Below are 17162 nucleotides of genomic sequence, written 5' to 3' on the forward strand. Positions count from 1 at the left end.
ACCGGTTTTCTCAGCCCTCCACGCGGTGCGAGGCCCAGAACGACGTCAGGTCCGTGGACCCGGCCGCCGCCTGCGCCGCGGCCTTGAACTCGGCCGTCGTCGACACGCCGTACCAGTGCGACTGCGCGTACGACTTGAGCAGGTTCGCCATCGCCGTGTCGCCGATCAGCCGCCGCAGGTCGTGCAGCGTGCACTTGCCGTAGTTGTAGACCACCGTGGAGTACCGGGACGCATGCGCGTCCCAGTAGGCCATCGAGTTGGTCAGCTTCTCCGCGCTCGACTGCCAGGTGATGCCGCAGCCGCTGCCGGTGACCCCGCGGTAGAGGTCGGTGGCGTAGTCGGTGAAGCTCTCGTCGAGCCACGGGGAGTTGTACTCGTCGTCGCCGACGATCCCGTAGAACCACTGGTGCGCCAGCTCGTGCGGGAGCGCCGTGGTCGAGACGAGGTCGAGCACGAAGCCCGGGTACTCCATGCCGCCGAACCAGAAGTTGTTGTCCAGCACCACGTCCACCTCGCCGTACGGGTAGTCGCCGAAGCGGCCCGAGTGGACGTCGATGGAGTCGGCGGCCAGGCTCAGCATCTGGTTGGCGCTGCTCGTGGAGATCCCGCTGACCGAGTAGACGTTGACCCGCACGCCCTTGCCGGACGTCGTGGTGATCTTCGCGAACGGCCCGGCGGCCCACGCGAAGTCGCGCACCTTGTTCGCGACCGCGTGCGTGGTCGTCGTGCTGCCGCTGGTCGTCTCGGTCGAGGACCCGGTGGCCGGGGTCAGCAGCGACGCCGGGTGCACGAGCGTGACGTCGAAGTCGCTGATCAGCGTGTAGAACGACTCGCCGTTGTTCGTGTACGGGTCGAGGTGCCAGCCGGCGCCGTCACGGACGGCCAGCACCGGCAGCGCGTTGCCGATCATGGTGTACGCGCCGTCGTGGCCGAACCGGTCGGCGCCGCTGGGGACGACGATCTTCAGGTCGAGCCCGATGGTCGCCGACTGCCCCTGCGCGAGCGGGGCGGGCAGGCTGATCTTCAGCGCGGTGCAGTTCACGCTCAACGCCGACGGGGTGCCGCCGGTGACGTTCGTGACCGTGATCGGCGTCGACGGGCAGCTGCCGTGGTAGTTGTCCCACAGGCGCAGGTACACCTCGGGCAGCGCGGTCGCCGACCCGTTGGTGAAGCTGACGCTCTGGTGGCCGGTCCACGTGTCGCCCGCGGTGTTCGAGGTCAGGCTCACCGTGTACGCGGGGTTGACCGGCGTCCGCGTCGAGTCCGCCGGCGCCGCGGAGATCGTCCAGGTGAACGTGGCGCTCCCGCTGTTGCCGGCCGGGTCCTTGGCCGTCACGGTCACCGAAGACGTGCCCGCCGTCGTCGGTGTGCCGGTGATCTTCCCCGTGCCCGCGCCGATCGCGAGCCCGGCGGGCAGCCCGGTCGCGCTGTAGGTGAGCGCGTCACCCTGCGGGTCGCTCGCCTGGACCTGCAGCGCCACGGCCTGGCCGGCGGCGCCGGACTGGGCGCCCGGCGAGGTGACGACCGGCGACTGCGGGTTGCTCGTCCCGGTCGTGGTCAGCGAGAAGTCGTCGAGGAGGAAGTTGGTGGCCAGGCTCGAGTCCTCGGTGCCGGTGATCTTCAGCGTCACCGTCTGGCCGAGGTAGCGCGACACGTCGACGGTGCGCTGGACGTACCCGGTGTTCTTGTCGAGGTTGGAGTAGCTCGCGAGGGTGTCGGAGCCCGCCTGCACGACCAGCTTGTCGTAGGCGGTGCTGGTGGTCGTCTCCTTGGTGTCGATGTGCGACCACCAGGACAGCGTCGCCGACGCGCAGCCGGCGGGGAGCGTCAATGCCTGGGACAGGGTGTCGGTGTGCGTACTGCCGTAGCCGTCCAGCCAGGCGTCCATCGTCCCGCCGTGCGCGGGCTCCGCCGTGGTGGCGGCGGAGACGACCCCGCTCGTCTGGGTCCACGGCGTCGTGCCGCTCTCGAACCCGCCGTTGCCGACGACCTGGTCACCGCAGACCGCGGCGGCCTCGGCCGGTGCGGCGACGGCGACTGTGCCCAGCAGGCCCACCAGGGCACTGAGCGCAGCAGAAAGCACCCTCGATCTCATGGAGGCAGTCCTTTCCCGGCTCCACCCGTGGGAGCCCTGGAAAGCGTCCTCTGCGGCCGGAGCCGCAACAACCCGCCATGAGTCGGGTTCCGGGTCAGGCCTGCTGGAGCACGTTCAGCAGGATGACGAGGAGCGCGACGGCCCCGGCCACCGCGAGACCCGCGGAAACGGCGGAGCGGATCATCTCCCCGAACCCCTTCGCGGTGCGGGCCCGGTAGGCGGAGTAGTTGGCGCGGGCCTCGCGGGCGCTGTGGACGCGGCTGCCGACGAGCAGCCCGGCGGCCAGTGCGAGGAGGACGGCGATGAAAACGGACACGAGCGGGTCCCTTCGGGTCGGGAACAATGGACGGCCTCATTCCTAGACCCGACGGACGCCGCGCGCCACGGCTTATCGGCAGCCGGTTCCCGGGCCGGTCGGCCCTGGTGGTTTCCCCGCCCGGCGTTCCTCGCACGCCACCCCCCGGCGGGCGCGGGTATCCGCAGTCTTCCGCGCCCGGCAAGGGGAATTCGGTGGTTCAGTCGTTCGTGGCCAGTCCTTTGTGCCGTTCCCGCAATTCCCGCTTGACGATCTTTCCGCTGGGATTCTTGGGAAGACGGTCCGCGAACACGACGTACTTGGGACATTTGTAACCGGCGAGGTGTGACTTGGCGTGGTCGATCACTTGCCTTTCGGTGAGGGCCACGCCTTCGCGCGGTACGACGACCGCGGTGACCGCTTCGATCCAGTGTGGATGGCCGATCCCGAAGACCGCGACCTCGGCGACGCCATCGAGCAGGTACAGCGCCTCTTCGACCTCGCGGCCGGCCACGTTCTCGCCGCCGGTCTTGATCATGTCCTTCTTGCGGTCCACGACGGACAGGTAGCCCTCCTCGTCGAGCACACCGAGGTCGCCGGAGTGGAACCAGCCGGCGCGGAACGCCTCGGCGGTCTTCTCCTCGTCCCGGTAGTAGCCGAGGGTGGCGTGCGGGCTCCGGTGCACGATCTCGCCGACAACCCCCGGCGGGACGGGCCGGTCCTCGTCGTCGACGATCCGGGTCTCGACGTTGAGCGAGGGCCGCCCGGCCGACCCGGCGCGGTCCAGCTGCTCGTGCGGGCGCAGGATGGTCGCCAGCGGCGCCATCTCCGTCTGGCCGTAGAAGTTCCACAGCGCGACGTCGGGCAGCCGGCGGCGCAGCTCGCGCAGGACCTCGACCGGCATCGCGGAGGCGCCGTAGTACCCCTTGCGCAGGCTCGAGAGGTCGTGCGGTCGAAGTTTTCGTGCCGCAGCAGGGAAATCCACACCGTCGGCGGCGCGAACAGCTTCGTGGCCCGGTTCCGCTCGACGGCGGCGAGCACCGCGGCCGGGTCCGGCCCGGGCAGGATCACGCTGGTCGCGCCGAGGTAGACGTCGACGGAGAAGAAGCAGTCCAGCTGGGCGCAGTGGTACAGCGGCAGCGAGTGGACCTCGACGTCGTCGGCGCTCATGCCGCCGTCGATCACGCACGAGACGTACTGCGCGAGCAGGGACCGGCTGGACAGCAGCACGCCCTTCGGCCGCGACTCGGTGCCGGAGGTGTACATGATCCGCAGCGGGTCGTCGTCGGCGACGGAGACGGCGGGCGCTCCGGTGTCCCCTTCGGACAGCCACGCGCCGACGTCCTCCCCGCCGCCGCCCGGGCCGATCCGGCCCCGGACGACGTCGCCCAGCTCGGCGAGCTCCAGCGCCTTCCGCGCGGTCGGCTCGAGGGTGTCCTCGGCGACGAACGCGGCGACCTCGGCGTGCCGGAGGAGGTAGGCGACCTCTTCGGCGCCGAGCATGAAGTTGACCGGCACGAGGAGCACGCCGAGCTTGGCGGTGGCGAACGCGAGCACGCCGTACTGCCAGCAGTTGTGGCTCAGCAGCGCCAGCCGGTCGCCCTTGCGGAGACCACGGGCGGCGAGGGCGTGGGCGCACCGGTTGGCGGCGGCCTCGAACTCGGCGAAGGTGAGCCGCCGGTCCCCGTCGACGACGGCGAGCTTGCCCGGCAGCCGCAGGGCGGTGCGGCGGAGCAGATCGCCCAGGGCGTGCTGCCGGGCGCGGTCGACGAGGGCGGCGGTGGCCGCGGAGAACGGCTGGTCCATCCGGGCAGTCTCGGCCGGGGCCGTGGAACGCGCAAGCGTGGCGGCCTGCCTGTTTCGTCGTGTGTGCGCGACGACGTCCCGGTGTACGGATCTTGTACGGCGGGTTGCGAGCTTGGGGCCTCCGCCAGGGAGGAAGACATGATCCCCAAGATCAAGGCACTCGTCGCGGGAGTGGCGGCCGCCAGCGCGGTGCTCGCGCTGTCCGGCGGCTCGGTCGCGAGCTCCGCGCCGGCGGCCGAAGCCGCGAGCGGCATGGAAGCGATCTTCAACAACCCGCCCGAGAACGGCGACCGCGACCACTCGATCGAAACGCGGCTGGTGCAGCTGGTCGACGGCGCGCCGGCCGGGTCGGAGATCCACTTCTCCGTCTACAGCTGGACCCGCCCCGCGGTCGCCGAAGCGATCAAGGCGGCGCAGGCCCGCGGCGTCAAGGTGCGGATCGCCCTCGACGGCGGCGCCGACGACGACGCGACGAACACGGCGATGCCGATCCTCAAGTCCGCCGGGCTCACCCAGCTCGTGTTCTGCGGCACCGGCGGGCTGAACACCGGCTGCATCGCCCACGACGGCAGCCCGCACTCGATCAACCACGACAAGCTGTGGATGTTCTCCGAGACCGAGGGCAAGAAGGACGTCGTCGTCATCGGCTCGCACAACCTGACCACGGTGCAGGGCACCATGTTCAACAACGCGCTGCTCACCTACGGCGACGCCGACCTGTACGGCTTCTACCTGGGGCACGTGCGCAAGATGCTGGCGCAGAAGAAGGACAACAACTACTACGACGACGCGGGCTACTTCAAGTCGCTGAACAGCATGGTCACCAGCTACCTCTCGCCGCGCGCGGACTCCAAGGGCGGCAGGTCCGAGGAGTTCGCCACCGACACGTGGGCGCAGCTGCTGAAGTGGATCACCAAGTACGAGTCCGGCTGCTCGCTCAACGTCGTCCAGGCGAACATCGCCGACTCGCGCAGCCCGGTTGTCGCGGAGCTGGTCCGGATCGCCAAGCTGGGCTGCCAGGTCCGGATCGTCTACGACGACATGGGCACCGCCGCGTTCGCCGCGCTCAAGGGCAAGGCGAACGTGACGCTCAAGCGGTTCAGCACGACCGTCGACGACCGCGAGATCACCGTGCACTCGAAGTACATGCTCTACACGGGCCACTACAACGAGACGGCCCACCGCTCGATCGTCTTCACGGGCTCGCACAACGTCTCCGGCGCGGCCCTGCGCGACAACGACGAGATCCTGATCAAGGTCGAGAACCCGGCGATCAGCACGGCCTACCAGCAGAACTTCGGCACGATCCTGGCGCGGGCCAAGTGCGCGGCCCCGCCGACCGGCACCTGCTGAGGAGCCCGAGGCCCCCGCGGGCGCGGGGGCCTCGGCCGGCCCGGGGCGTCGGCCATCCGGCCGAGGGCGCGGGGCTTCCCGTGCAGCCCGTCGTTCGTCCTGGTCGTCGCCGTCGGACGGCCCCGGCCACCGGCAGCGGCGGCAGGCCGAGCCGGGGTGTGAGGCACTCGTTGGCTCGGCCATCCAGGTCGTCGGTCGTACCGCAGCCGGGCCTGCTCAGCCGCTCAGCTTCTCGAGGGTGTCGACCGCGCGCGTCTCGAGCGGCCGGTAGCCCGCCCGGGCCGCCAGCTTGGCCGCCGCCTCGCCGTGTCCTCGCGCCTGCTCCGCGTCCCCGAGCGCCAGCGCCGCCTCGGCCAGCCCCGTCAAGGCCGCCGCTTCGCACCACGTGAAGCTCGTCTCCCGGGCGACGTCGAGCGCCTCGGTCAGGTGCGGCACCGCGCCCTCCGCGTCGCCCAGCCGCAGGCACGTCTCGCCCCAGGCCGCCAGGGCCGAGGCCTCCGTGCCGCGGTCGCCGATGCGTCTCGTCAGCTCCACCGCCTCGGCCGCGTCGGCGAGGGCGCGCGTGCCGTCGCCGGACCGGGACTCCAGGACCGCCCGGCCGGACAGGGCCGCCGCTTCGCCGTACTGGTAGCCGAGTTCGCGGTTGGCCGTCAGCGCCCGGTCGTAGAACTCCGCGGCGACGGCGTTGCCGAGGTCGCGGTGGACGTGCCCGAGGTCGACCAGCAGCACCGCCACGCTGAACCGCGCGCCGTCGCGTTCGGCGATCTCCAGCGCCCGGCCGAAGTGGCGCAACGCCGCGTCGTGGTCGCCGACCTGGCCGCAGGCGAACCCGAGGTTGGCCAGCGCCATCGTCACGCCCGGGATGGCCAGCTCTTCGCACAGCCGCAGCGACTCCGCGCCGCACGCGATCGCCTCGTGCGGGTCGCCGAGCCGCTGGTGCACGGCGCTGAGGTTGTTGAGCGCCGCCGCGCGCCCGGCAGGCCAGTCCGCCGCCAGCCCGTCGTCGAGGACCGTCGTCAGGTGCGCGCGGGCCTCGGCGTAGCGGCCGCTGTTGACCCCCGCGAGCGCGATCGACAGCCGCATCGCCGCCTGCGCCTGGCGTGCCCCGGCGGCCTGCGCGGCGGTCAACGCGGTCGTGGCGGTGTCGATCCACTCGGTGTGGTGGCCGCGGTGGTGGAAGAACGCCCGCAGCGCGTCGGCCAGGTGCCAGGCGTGCTCCCGCGCCGCGGGGTGCTCGACGGCGGCGGCGAGGTTCGGCCATTCGGTGTCCAGCCAGGCCAGCGCGTCCTCGGTGCCCTCGAAAACCCGCGCCGGCTCGGCTCGCGGCAGCCGGAGGAAGTGCGGGATCAGCAGGCGACCCGCCGCGTCGGCCGTCGCGAGGTAGTGCTCGAACAGGCGCCGCCGCGCCGCGTCCCGGTCGTCGGCGGGGTCGTCGGCCGTCACCCGCCCGGTCGCGTAGCTGCGCAGCAGGTCGTGGAAGCGGTAGCGGCCGGGCAGGTGCCGTTCGACGAGGTTGGCCGCGGCGAGCGCCTTGAGCTGCTGGGCGGCCCGGCCCTCCGTGACGCCGGCGAGCGCCGCGGCCACGGGCGGGGTGAACGTCTGGCCCGGGACCAGCGCGAGCCGCCGGAAGAGCAGGCGGTGTTCGGCGGGCAGCGCCCGGTAGGACACGGAGAACGCCGTCGTGACGGCGCTTTCCTCGGCGCCGTCGACGCTCAGCCCGGCCAGGGGGTCGCCGCCGGCGAGCTCGCGGGCCAGCTCCGCGATGCCGGACGCCTCACCGGCCCCCAGGTTCGCCGCGGCGAGCCGCAGGGCCAGCGGGAGGTGCCCGCACAGCCGGGCCAGTTCCGCGGCCGCGGCCGGTTCGGCGGCGACCGCGGGCGGCCCGAGCACGGTTTCCAGGAGCTGCCGGGAGTCGTCCGCGGGCAGCACGGACAGCGGCACCGCCCGGGCCCCGGTGCGGGCGATGAGGTCGCCGAGCCGCTGGCGGCTGGTGACCAGCACGGTCCCCGACGGCGGCAGCAGCGGCGTCACCTGCGCGCTGTCGCGGGCGTTGTCGAGCAGCACCAGCACCTTGCGATCGGCCAGCAGCGAGCGCCACAGCGCCGTCCGCCCGTCCGGGTCCGGCGGGATCGCGCGCGGGTCGGTGCCCAGCGCCCGCAGCAGCTGCGCGGCCGCGACGGCCGGGGTCAGCGGCTCGTGGTCGGCGTCGAACCCGCGCAGGTCGAGGTAGAGCTGGCCGTCGGGGAACCGGTCGCGGACGCGGTGCGCCCACCGCACGGCCAGCGCCGTCTTGCCGACCCCGGCGGTCCCGGTGAGCACCCGGATGTCCGGCCCCGGCCCGGCGTCGGCCGGTTCGTCGAGCCGGGCCAGCTCGGCGGCGCGCCCGGTGAAGCCGCGGACGTCGTGGGGCAGCTGGGCCGGGCGGACGGGCCCGGGTGGCGGCTCGGGCGCGCCGTCCAGGGCCGGGTCGCCGGCGAGGATCGCGGTGTGCAGGCGGGTGAGCTCCGGCGCCGGGTCGAGCCCGAGGTCGCCGGCGAGCCGGGCACGCAGGCCGCGGTAGGCGGCGAGGGCGGCGTCGGTGCGGCCTTCGCGGTGCAGGGCGAGCATCAGCTGGCCGACGAACCGCTGCCGCAGCGGGTGCGCGGCGACCAGCGCCGTGAGCTCGGCGAGGACGTCCCGGCCGCGCCCGAGCCGCAGCTGCGCGTCGATCCGGTCCTCCAGCGCGCTCCAGCGGGCCTCGTGCCACCCGGCGAGCAGCCGGTCGGCGATGTCGGCGGACGCGGCGCCGGCGAGGGCGTCGCCCCGCCACAGCCCGAGCGCCTCGTCGAGCAGGGCGACGGCGGTCTCGTCGTCGGCCGCGCGGGCCCGGCGGGCGAGGGCGGTGAAGCGGTGGGCGTCGATCGCGTCCGGGTCGGCGCGCAGGACGTACCCGTGCCCCTCACTGACCAGTTCGGGGCCGTCCGCGGCGCGGAACACCGCGCGCAGCCGCGAGATCAGGGCCTGGACCGTGTTGCGCGCGCTGGCCGGGGGAGCGGCGGGCCAGAGCAGGTCGACGAGCCGGTCGAGCGACACCGGGCGGCCGGCTTCGAGGAGCAGGACGGCGAGGACCAGGCGCTGCTTGCGGGAGCCGAGGTCGACCGGGACGCCGTCCGCCGTCGCCTCGACGGCGCCGAGGACGCGGAACTCCACCCGGTCACCTCCGTTCACCCGGTCGGGCGTGCAAGCGTACTGCAAGCGGGTTGCAGTGCCGGTCCGCGATCCTGGCCGGGCTGCAGGACACCACCCCGACGATGTCCACGGCCGGCTCGGTCGCCGGTGAAATCCGACGGGTTCGGCAGTCGCTCTCACGGGCGGCGCGAGCTGGGGGTAGGGCCACCTCGGCGACCCCTATCCCCGGTCGCCGTGGTGGCCCTTTGCTCGGTTCAGCGGGCGGTGGGGTCGATCTGGACGGGATAGCCGGCGCGCAGCACCGCGACCGTGGCCGGCGGGGTCAGCACCGGGACGGTGCCTGCCCGGGGCAGTGACCGCCGGGTGCGGTAGCCCCCGGTCGTCCACTCCGCCAGGTGCCCGTCCACGACGAGTTCCGGGTGCCGGCCGCGGAGCACGAACACGCCGTCCGGGAGATCCGCCCAGCGCAGCCGGTGCAGCCGGCGGACGTGGGTGCCGCGGTCGAGCCGTTCCCCGTGCAGCCGCCGGTTCATCGCGGTGGCCGACGGCGGAGGGCCCGGCCAGGCGTCGCGGTAGGCCGTGTACGCGGGGCGGCGGCACTCGCCGCAGGGCCGGTGCCCGGCGGCGAACGAGACGGCTTCGTCGTGGAAGAACAGGTGCGTGTAGCGGTTCGGCAGCCACTGCTCGCGCCACCGGTCCTTGAAGGTGAGCGCGCAGGTGATCCACAGGTCGCCCGCGTGGAAGCGGACGATCTCGTGGCCGTCGTGCAGGACACCCCGGTTGCCGGTCCACGCGCCGCGCAGCGGGACGTCGACGATGTCACCCGTGGGCGTCACGCGGTTGCGCACCGGAACCCCCGCCTTCCGGAGTGGCGGCCCGCGCGGGCGCGACGCAGAATGCGCGCATGCAGCGCACGGTCGTCCGGGTGGCGCGCCTGTCGGACCCCGTCGGGCCCGCCGACGGCACCCGCGTGCTCGTGGAACGGCTCTGGCCGCGCGGCACCGCCCGCACGGCCGTCGTCCTCGACGGCTGGTACCGGGCGCTGGCCCCCTCCGACGAGCTGCGCACCTGGTACGGCCACGATCCGGAGCGGTTCCGGGAGTTCGCCGAGCGGTACCGGGCGGAGCTGCGGGAGCCGGACCGGGTGGCGGCGCTGGAGCGGTTGCGGGAGCTGGCGCGGGGTGGCCCGGTGACGCTGCTGACGGCCAGCGGCTCGCCGTCGATCAGCCAGGCCGCGGTCTTGGCGGAGGTGCTCGCCGGCGAAGGGTGACGTCATGAGCGCGTCCCCGCGGCCCCGCCGGTGGTCACCGTCGCGGTCGCGGTGCCCAGGGTGCCGTGCCGGGCTGTCAGGGTGAGCGTTCCCGGCGGGCCCGCGAACGGGCGCAGCCACACCGCCGCCGCGCCGCCGGTCGCCGCGAAGTCCAGCGCCGGATCGCCGATCAGCTCGCCCGGGCCGGTCAGCGTCAGGGACACCGTGCCGGTCGTTCCGGCGCGCAGGGTGCCGAAGCGGTCCGTCGCCGCCACGACCACGCGGGTCGCGTCGCCGCCGTCGGCGCGCAGTTCCGGGTCGTCGGGGACGCAGCTCAGCACGTCGTGGCTCCGGTCGCCGCTGAAGCGCCGGGTGACGACCAGCCGGCCACCCGCGTAGCCGTCGACGCGCAGCTGCGGCCGGCTCCCGCGCGGCACCGTGAGGTCGGCGGCGAACGGCGGGTACTCCAGGTGCGGGAAGTCCGCCCGGCGGCGCCGGGCCTCCCCGGCCGGCCGGTCGTCCAGGAACAGCAGCAGCCGGTCGCAGTTCGACCAGATCGTCGCGCCCGGCCCCGGCCCGGCCGGCCGGGCGGTGAAGTCCCAGGCGAACCCGGGCTCGACGACCGCCCGGACCCGCGGGTCGCCCTGCGACGCGTAGAACGCCGCCGCGGGCTTGGGAATCCGGAAGATGTCGGCCACCCCGGCGAACTTCGACCCGCCGACCGAGCGCTGCCAGCCCGACGGGTAGTCGAACGCGCACCAGGCGAGCAGCCCGCAGTAGCGGTCGTCGGCCGCGGCCAGGTCGTGGGCCTTCGCGTGCAGCTCCGCCTGCAGGTCCTGGGTGGCGGCCGGGTCGGTCCGCCGGTAGGCGCGAGCCCCGGCGAGCGTGCCGATCGACTCCGTCACCAGGTACGGGACCCCCGGTCGCGGTGGCCGTAGCGAGAACGGCGCGCCGCGCCGGGCCGTGTAGTCGTTGAACGCGACGACCTCGACGTCGGTGCCCGCGAACCGCCCGCCGGTGGAGGTGGCGAGCGCGCCGCTCGTCGGCCGGGACGGGTCGAGCTGCCGCGCGAGCCGCCCGGTCCGCTGGTACATCGCCGTCGTGCCGTTGGCCTCGTTCACCCGGGTGCCCCAGACGACGATGCTGGGGTGGTTGCGGTCCCGGGTGATCATGCCCGAGACGTCCCGGAGGTTCCGCTGCTGCCAGGCGTCGTCCCCGACCCGGCCCCAGCCGGGGATCTCCTCCCACACCAGCAGGCCCAGCTCGTCGCAGGCGTCGAGGAACGCGCTCGACTGCGGGTAGTGCGAGCAGCGGACCATGGTGCAGTTCAGCTCGCGGCGCAGGATCTCGGCGTCGCGGCGCTGGACGCGATCGGGCAGCGCGCCGCCGGCGAACGGGTACCACTGGTGGCGGTTCAGGCCGAACAGCTTGAGCCGCCTGCCGTTGAGGAAGAAACCGTCGGGGGTGAACCGCGCTTCGCGGAACCCCGTCCGCACCACCCGCTGGTCGAGCGTCCGCGGCCCGGACCGGACGCTGACCACGACGTCGCACAACGCCGGATCGTCGACGTCCCACAGGCGGACGGCGCCGAGGCCGTGGACGTCGAACTCGACGGTCGTGCTGCCCGCCGGGACCGCTGCGTCGCCCCGCGCCAGCTCGCGGCCCGCCTGGCGCACCGACGCGGTGACCTGGGCCGCGACGGGCGCGTCGAGCGTGCACGTCAGGTGCAGCGACCGGCCGGGGGAGAGGACGTCGACGGGACGCGCGAAGACGTCGGCCAGCCGGACCCGCGGCACCGCGCCGATCGTGGCCGGCCGGTAGATCCCGGCCGGCTGGTAGAAGTCGATCGCCGACGGCCCCGCGCTGTGCGGCAGGTTGGGCGGGACGTCCAGGGCCCACCGCCCGTCGACGACCACGGCGAGGACGTTGTCGCCCGGCACCACCCCGGGCAGGTCCACCTCGAAGGGGAGGTAGCCGCCGTCGTGGGTGGCGACGAGGTCGCCGTTGAGGTGCACCTCCGCGGTGGTCATGACGCCGTCGAAGCGGGCCCGGAACCGGTCACCCGCGGTCCCCGTGAAGTGCTTGCGGTAGATCCACCGGTCCTGCCAGGACGCCGGGTCCCAGCCGGTCCACGACAGCGGCGTCACGCAGTGGGGCAGCTGCACCGGCGCGAGGTCGATCTCGTCGAAGGCGGGATCGGTGCAGCCGTCGCCGTACCGCCCGAACAACCAGAAATCGCCCAGCTGTCCCGTTTCCGGCCCGGACGCGGCGAGCCCGGCCGAGCCGGCGACGGCGGCGCCGAGCAGTGCGGCCCCGCTCGCGGCGAGGAACCCGCGCCGGGACAGCCGCGGTGACGAGTCGGCCATGGACGACCTCCGTGCTCGGGCTCCCCGGTGTTATCGCCTGTGCTTGCTGAGACGTCACAAACGATCAGCGGGTTGCTCAGTGGAGGGTCGAAGCGCGGACCACCAGCTCGGGGGTGAAGACGACCTGCCGGTGCTCGTGGCCCGGCTCGGACTCCGCCAGCAGCAGCTCCGCGGCCGTCCGGCCGAGCCGCCGCCGGGGCTGGCGGACCGACGTCAGCGGGACGGCGGCCGCGGCGGCGAACTCGATGTCGTCGTAGCCCACGATCGCCAGGTCTTCCGGGACGCGCATGCGCAGGTTCGCGCAGGTCTGCAGCAGGCCGAGGGCGACCAGGTCGTTGGCGCAGAACGCGGCGGTCGGGCGGACCCCGGCCGGCAGCCCCGCCAGCCGCTCGCCCGCGCCCCGGCCGTCGGCCACGGTCAGCGCCGTCGTCGTGAGGTCGACGAGGTGGTCCGCGCCGAGCCCCGCGGCCTCCAGCGCGCGCAACGCGCCGAGCCGCCGGTCACGGACCTGGCCCACGGTCGTGTGGTTGCCGATGAAGGCGATCCGGTCGTGCCCCTGCTCCACCAGGTGCCGCACGGCGATTTCGCCGCCGTAGACGTCGTCGACCGCGACCGAGCAGTGCGACGTGCCGCCGGGCGTCCGGTCGACGACGACCACCGGGGTCCCGCGGTGGGCGATCTCGCGCAGCAGCGGGGCGTCCGGGTCGACGGGGGTGATGAGGATGCCCTGCACGCGCTGCTGTTCGAGGCGGTTGAGGTAGGCCTCTTCCCGCGACCGCAGGTGGGCGCTGTTGCAGAGGAACAGCGAGAGGCCGCCGTCGCCGGCGGCGTCCGCGGCGTCTTCCATACCGGCGGCGACGTCGGTGAAGAACGGGTTGCTGCCGTCGAGCATGACGTAGGCCAGCACGCGGCTGCGCCCGGCCCGCAGCTGCCGCGCGGATTCGTTGCGGACGAAGCGGAGCTCGGCCATCGCCGCCTCGACCTTCGCGCGCGTGGCCGGGCTGACCCGGTCGGGCCGGTTGAGCACGTTGGACACCGTGCCGAGGGAGACGCCCGCGGCCGCCGCGACGTCCTTCATGCCCGCCGCTCTCGGCTCGGCGCCGGACTCCTGGACCGTCATCGGACCCCCTCTTCCCCCGGCTGTTGAAACGTAACATCACGGCGAACGACCTGGTCGAGAAGTCGTTTGGCCACGGTTGCGCCGATTCATTGACTTGGTCTTCGGCTGCATAGTAGCGTCACCGCGCCAGGTTTGTGAAACCTTTCAATCCGGAGGTCGCGATGACGCGGCAGGACCCGGGCCGGGCTCCTCTGCTGGAGGTGCGCGGCGTGACGAAGTCGTTCGGCGCCGTCGCGGCGGTCGACGGCGTGAGCTTCGGCCTGCACGCCGGGGAGGCCCACGCGCTCGTCGGGGAGAACGGCGCCGGCAAGTCCACGATCGTGAAGATGCTGGCCGGGGTGCACAAGCCCGACGACGGCACGCTCCTGCTGAACGGCGAGCCGGTCGAGTTCGGCTCCCCGGCCGACGCGAAGGCGGCCGGGATCGCGGTGATCTACCAGGAGCCGACGCTGTTTCCCGATCTTTCGGTCGCCGAGAACATCGTGATGGGGCGGCACCCGCGCAAGAGCCTCGGCCGGATCGACCGGGCGGCCGTCCGCGCGGAGGCCGAGCGGCTTTTCGCCCGGCTGGGTGTGCGGATCGATCCCGATCGCCCGGCCCGTGGCCTGTCGATCGCCGATCAGCAGATCGTGGAGATCGCCAAGGCGCTCAGCGCGGACGCCCGCGTGCTGGTGATGGACGAGCCCACGGCGGCGCTGAGCCTGGTGGAGGTCGAGCGCCTCTTCTCCGTGGCACGGGCCCTGCGGGACGAGGGCGCGGCGATCATGTTCATCTCGCACCGGTTCGAGGAGATCACCGAGCTCTGCCAGCGCGTGACGATCATGCGCGACGGCAAGCACGTCTCCACCGACGCGATCGAGGACGTCTCGGTCGAGGAGATGGTCCGGCGCATGGTCGGCCGCGACCTCGCCGCCCTCTTCCCCAAGCAGGATGTCGAGCCGGGCGCGGTCGTCCTCGAAGTCGAAGGCCTGGCCAAGGAAGACGTCTTCCGCGACATCTCTTTCTCGGTCCGCGCGGGGGAGATCGTCGCGTTCGCCGGGCTGGTCGGCTCCGGCCGTTCCGAAGTCGTCCAGGCGGTGTTCGGAGTGGACGAACGTGACGCCGGAGTGGTGCGGCTCAACGGGAAGAAGCTCAAGCCGCACTCGCCGCGGGCCGCGATGGGCGCCGGGATGGCGCTCGTGCCCGAGGACCGGCGTCAGCAGGGCTTGATCATGGACCTGTCGATCGAGCGGAACGTGACCTTGCCGCGGTCCCGCGCCCTTTCCAAGCTCGGGTTCCTGACCGGGGCGAGTGAACGCCAGGAGGCCCGGCGCTGGACCGAGCGGCTGCGGACGAAGTACCGCCGGCTCGGTGATCCCGTGGGGACGCTGTCGGGTGGGAACCAGCAGAAGGTGGTGCTGGCGAAGTGGCTGGCGATGGCGCCGAAGGTGCTGATCGTGGATGAGCCGACGCGTGGGATCGATGTGGGGACGAAGGCGGAGGTGCACCGGCTGATGTCGTCGCTGGCCGCGGAGGGGGTGGCGATCGTGATGGTGTCGTCGGAGCTGCCGGAGGTGCTCGGCATGGCCGACCGGGTGCTGGTGATGCGGGAGGGCCGGATCGTCGCCGAGCTCCCGCGCGCCGACGCGACCGAGGACGCGGTGATGTTCGCCGCGATGGGCCAGGGAGCCGCCGCATGACCGTGACCGGGGAAGCCGCGCCCGCCGCGAGCCCGGCCGTCCACTCACGACGGTCGTGGACGGCGAACGTGTTCAAGGCCCGTGAGTCCGGGATCGTGCTGGCGTTGATCGTGCTGGTGGCGTTCACCGCGACGCAGAACTCGAGGTTCCTCTCCGGCCAGAGCATCCGGGACATCCTGCTGGGCACGGCGATCCTCGCGGTGCTGGCCGTGGGCCAGGCGATCGTGATGATCACCCGCAACATCGACCTCTCGGTCGGCTCGGTGCTCGGGCTCTCCGCGTTCGCCGTCGGTTCGCTGATGCAGGACAACCCCGGCCTGCCGGTGATCGTCGCCGTGCTGGCCGGGCTCGTCGTCGGCGCGGTCTGCGGGCTGCTCAACGGCGCGCTGGTGCGGTTCGGCCAGGTCCCGGCACTCGTCGTCACGCTGGGCACGCTCTACGCCTTCCGCGGCGTCAGCTTCTTCTGGGCCGGTGGCCGGCAGATCAACGCGGACAAGCTGCCCGCGTCGTTCCTCGAGTTCGGCACCGCGTCGGTGCTCGGGGTGCCGTGGCTGGTGCTCATCGCGGTGGTCGTGATGGTGCTCGCCGGGATTGTGCTCCGCAGCTACCGCGCCGGGCGCGAGCTGTACGCGATGGGGTCGAGCCCGCAGGCCGCCGAGCTGGCCGGGATCAAGGTCGGCCGCAACACCACCGTCGCCTTCCTCGTGAGCGGCGCACTGGCCGGGCTGGCGGGAGTGCTCTTCGCCGCGCGGTTCGGCACGGTCGACGCCGCGGCCGGCACCGGGTACGAGCTGAACGTCGTCGCCGCCGCGGTCGTCGGCGGGGTCGCGGTGTTCGGCGGCAGCGGCTCGGTCTGGGGTGCGAGCCTCGGTGCGTTGCTGCTGACGGTGATCGGGAGCGCCCTGGCGGTGCTGGACATCAACCAGTTCTGGCAGCAGGCGATCGTCGGCGCGCTGATCCTGCTGGCCATCGGCGCCGACCGGCTGGTCGCCGTCCGCGTCGCGAAGGCGCTGAAGAAGAGGGATTCCCATGTCTGAACCCGGGAACCGGCTCGGCCGGCTGCTCAGCTGGGACGCCGCCGTCGTCCTGGTGACGGTGATCGTGCTGATCGTCGCCTCCGGCGCCGTCGAGAACTTCGGCACCAGCCGCAACTTCACCTTCCTGCTGCTCGACCTGCTCCCGATCGCGCTGGTCGCGTTGCCGATGACATTCATCATCGTCACCGGCGAGATCGACCTCTCGGTGGCGAGCACGCTCGGGCTGACGTCGGCGGTGATGGGCTCGCTGTGGGACGCGGGGCTGTCGATCGAGACGATCATCCCGCTCTGCATCGTGCTGGGGGCGGTGCTGGGCGCGGTGAACGGCTTCTTCGTCACCGTGCTGAAGCTGCCATCCCTCGCGGTCACGATCGGCACCCTGGCGCTCTACCGCGGGCTCGCCTTCGTCGTGCTGGGCGACGGCGCGGTCGCCGACTTCCCGCGTGACTACACGAGCTGGGTCACCGGCACGATCGGCGACGGCCCGATCCCGAACGTGCTGATCCCGCTGGTCGTCGTCGCGCTGATCTTCGGAGTCGTGCTGCACGCGACCCCGATCGGCCGCGGGGTGTTCGCCGCCGGCGCGGGGGAGCAGGCGGCCCGGTTCGCCGGCATCCGCACCGGGCGGCTCAAGTTCTGGCTGTACGTCGTGAGCGGCGCGGTCGCGGGTCTCGCGGGGGTGCTGTGGACGCTGCGGTACTCCAGCGCCCGCGCCGACAACGGTTTCGGTCTCGAACTGGCCGTCGTGGCTGCCGTGCTGCTCGGCGGCGTGTCCATCTTCGGCGGCAAGGGCACGCTGCCCGGCGTGCTCGCCGGGGTGGTCCTGCTGGCCTCGCTCCAGAACGCACTGCGCCTGCAGGACGTGTCGAACGAGGCGCTCAACATCGTGACCGGCGTGCTCCTGATCGTGTCGGTCCTGCTCCCCAACATCGTGACTTCGGCCCGCACGGCAGTGCGTCGCCGTCGGCAAGCGGTAACTCCGGAAAGGTGACGA

12 protein-coding genes and 1 pseudogene are annotated in these 17162 nt (G+C 72.9%); 5 read left to right on the top strand and 8 right to left on the bottom strand.

Features of this window, described 5'->3' with window-relative positions:
* Positions 1–10: 10 nt before the first annotated feature.
* The 4 genes and pseudogenes from ACH54P_RS03970 to ACH54P_RS03985 form a co-directional block, all read right to left on the bottom strand.
* Entirely contained in the window at positions 11–2083 is a 2073-nt protein-coding gene (locus tag ACH54P_RS03970; protein ID WP_489917099.1) for a putative Ig domain-containing protein, read from the bottom strand.
* Between the two features lie 106 nt (positions 2084–2189).
* Entirely contained in the window at positions 2190–2411 is a 222-nt protein-coding gene (locus tag ACH54P_RS03975; protein WP_489910954.1) for a hypothetical protein, read from the bottom strand.
* 199 nt (positions 2412–2610) lie between these two features.
* The gene (locus ACH54P_RS03980) at positions 2611–2946 is read right to left on the bottom strand and encodes an AMP-binding enzyme (RefSeq protein WP_489917101.1); all 336 of its coding nucleotides are present in this window, start codon (positions 2944–2946) and stop codon (positions 2611–2613) included.
* Between the two features lie 153 nt (positions 2947–3099).
* Positions 3100–4196 (bottom strand): annotated as a pseudogene (locus ACH54P_RS03985) (AMP-binding protein); the annotation flags it as partial.
* Positions 4197–4334: 138 nt separating this feature from the next.
* On the opposite strand from ACH54P_RS03985, the gene ACH54P_RS03990 reads away from it, so the two are divergent.
* Positions 4335–5549 carry a phospholipase D-like domain-containing protein gene (locus ACH54P_RS03990; protein ID WP_489910955.1) on the top strand — a complete coding sequence of 405 codons (1215 nt, stop codon included), beginning with the start codon at positions 4335–4337 and terminating at the stop codon, positions 5547–5549.
* Positions 5550–5765: 216 nt separating this feature from the next.
* Here the strand turns inward: ACH54P_RS03990 and ACH54P_RS03995 are convergent, their stop codons facing one another.
* Positions 5766–8738, bottom strand: a complete 2973-nt coding sequence (locus ACH54P_RS03995) for an AfsR/SARP family transcriptional regulator (RefSeq protein ID WP_489910956.1) — start codon at positions 8736–8738, stop codon at positions 5766–5768.
* A 233-nt stretch (positions 8739–8971) separates the two neighbouring features.
* Positions 8972–9565, bottom strand: coding sequence for a hypothetical protein (locus ACH54P_RS04000; RefSeq protein ID WP_489910957.1), 594 nt, complete (start codon positions 9563–9565; stop codon positions 8972–8974).
* A 56-nt stretch (positions 9566–9621) separates the two neighbouring features.
* Between ACH54P_RS04000 and ACH54P_RS04005 the strand changes: the two genes are divergently transcribed.
* Positions 9622–9987: a DUF488 domain-containing protein gene (locus tag ACH54P_RS04005; protein WP_489910958.1), complete on the top strand. Its 366-nt coding sequence runs from the start codon at positions 9622–9624 to the stop codon at positions 9985–9987.
* Positions 9988–9989: 2 nt separating this feature from the next.
* Here the strand turns inward: ACH54P_RS04005 and ACH54P_RS04010 are convergent, their stop codons facing one another.
* Both ACH54P_RS04010 and ACH54P_RS04015 read right to left on the bottom strand, forming a co-directional pair.
* Entirely contained in the window at positions 9990–12332 is a 2343-nt protein-coding gene (locus ACH54P_RS04010; RefSeq protein WP_489910959.1) for a glycoside hydrolase family 2 protein, read from the bottom strand.
* Between the two features lie 76 nt (positions 12333–12408).
* Entirely contained in the window at positions 12409–13452 is a 1044-nt protein-coding gene (locus ACH54P_RS04015) for a LacI family DNA-binding transcriptional regulator (RefSeq protein WP_489910960.1), read from the bottom strand.
* Between the two features lie 161 nt (positions 13453–13613).
* Here ACH54P_RS04015 and ACH54P_RS04020 point away from each other — a divergent pair, with 161 nt between their 5' ends.
* The 3 genes from ACH54P_RS04020 to ACH54P_RS04030 are packed head-to-tail and all read left to right on the top strand — an operon-like array spanning position 13614 to position 17159.
* Positions 13614–15131 (top strand): sugar ABC transporter ATP-binding protein, encoded by a 1518-nt coding sequence (locus tag ACH54P_RS04020; RefSeq protein WP_489910961.1) that lies wholly within the window; start codon positions 13614–13616, stop codon positions 15129–15131.
* Complete coding sequence (locus tag ACH54P_RS04025; RefSeq protein ID WP_489910962.1) at positions 15128–16168, top strand: ABC transporter permease; 1041 nt, start codon at positions 15128–15130, stop codon at positions 16166–16168. The genes ACH54P_RS04020 and ACH54P_RS04025 overlap by 4 nt, the downstream gene beginning before the upstream one ends.
* On the top strand, positions 16161–17159 hold the full coding sequence (locus ACH54P_RS04030; RefSeq protein ID WP_489910963.1) for an ABC transporter permease: 999 nt from the start codon (positions 16161–16163) through the stop codon (positions 17157–17159). The genes ACH54P_RS04025 and ACH54P_RS04030 overlap by 8 nt, the downstream gene beginning before the upstream one ends.
* The last annotated feature ends 3 nt before the right edge of the window (positions 17160–17162 follow it).

This window comes from Amycolatopsis sp. N2S4-7, assembly GCF_058119595.1.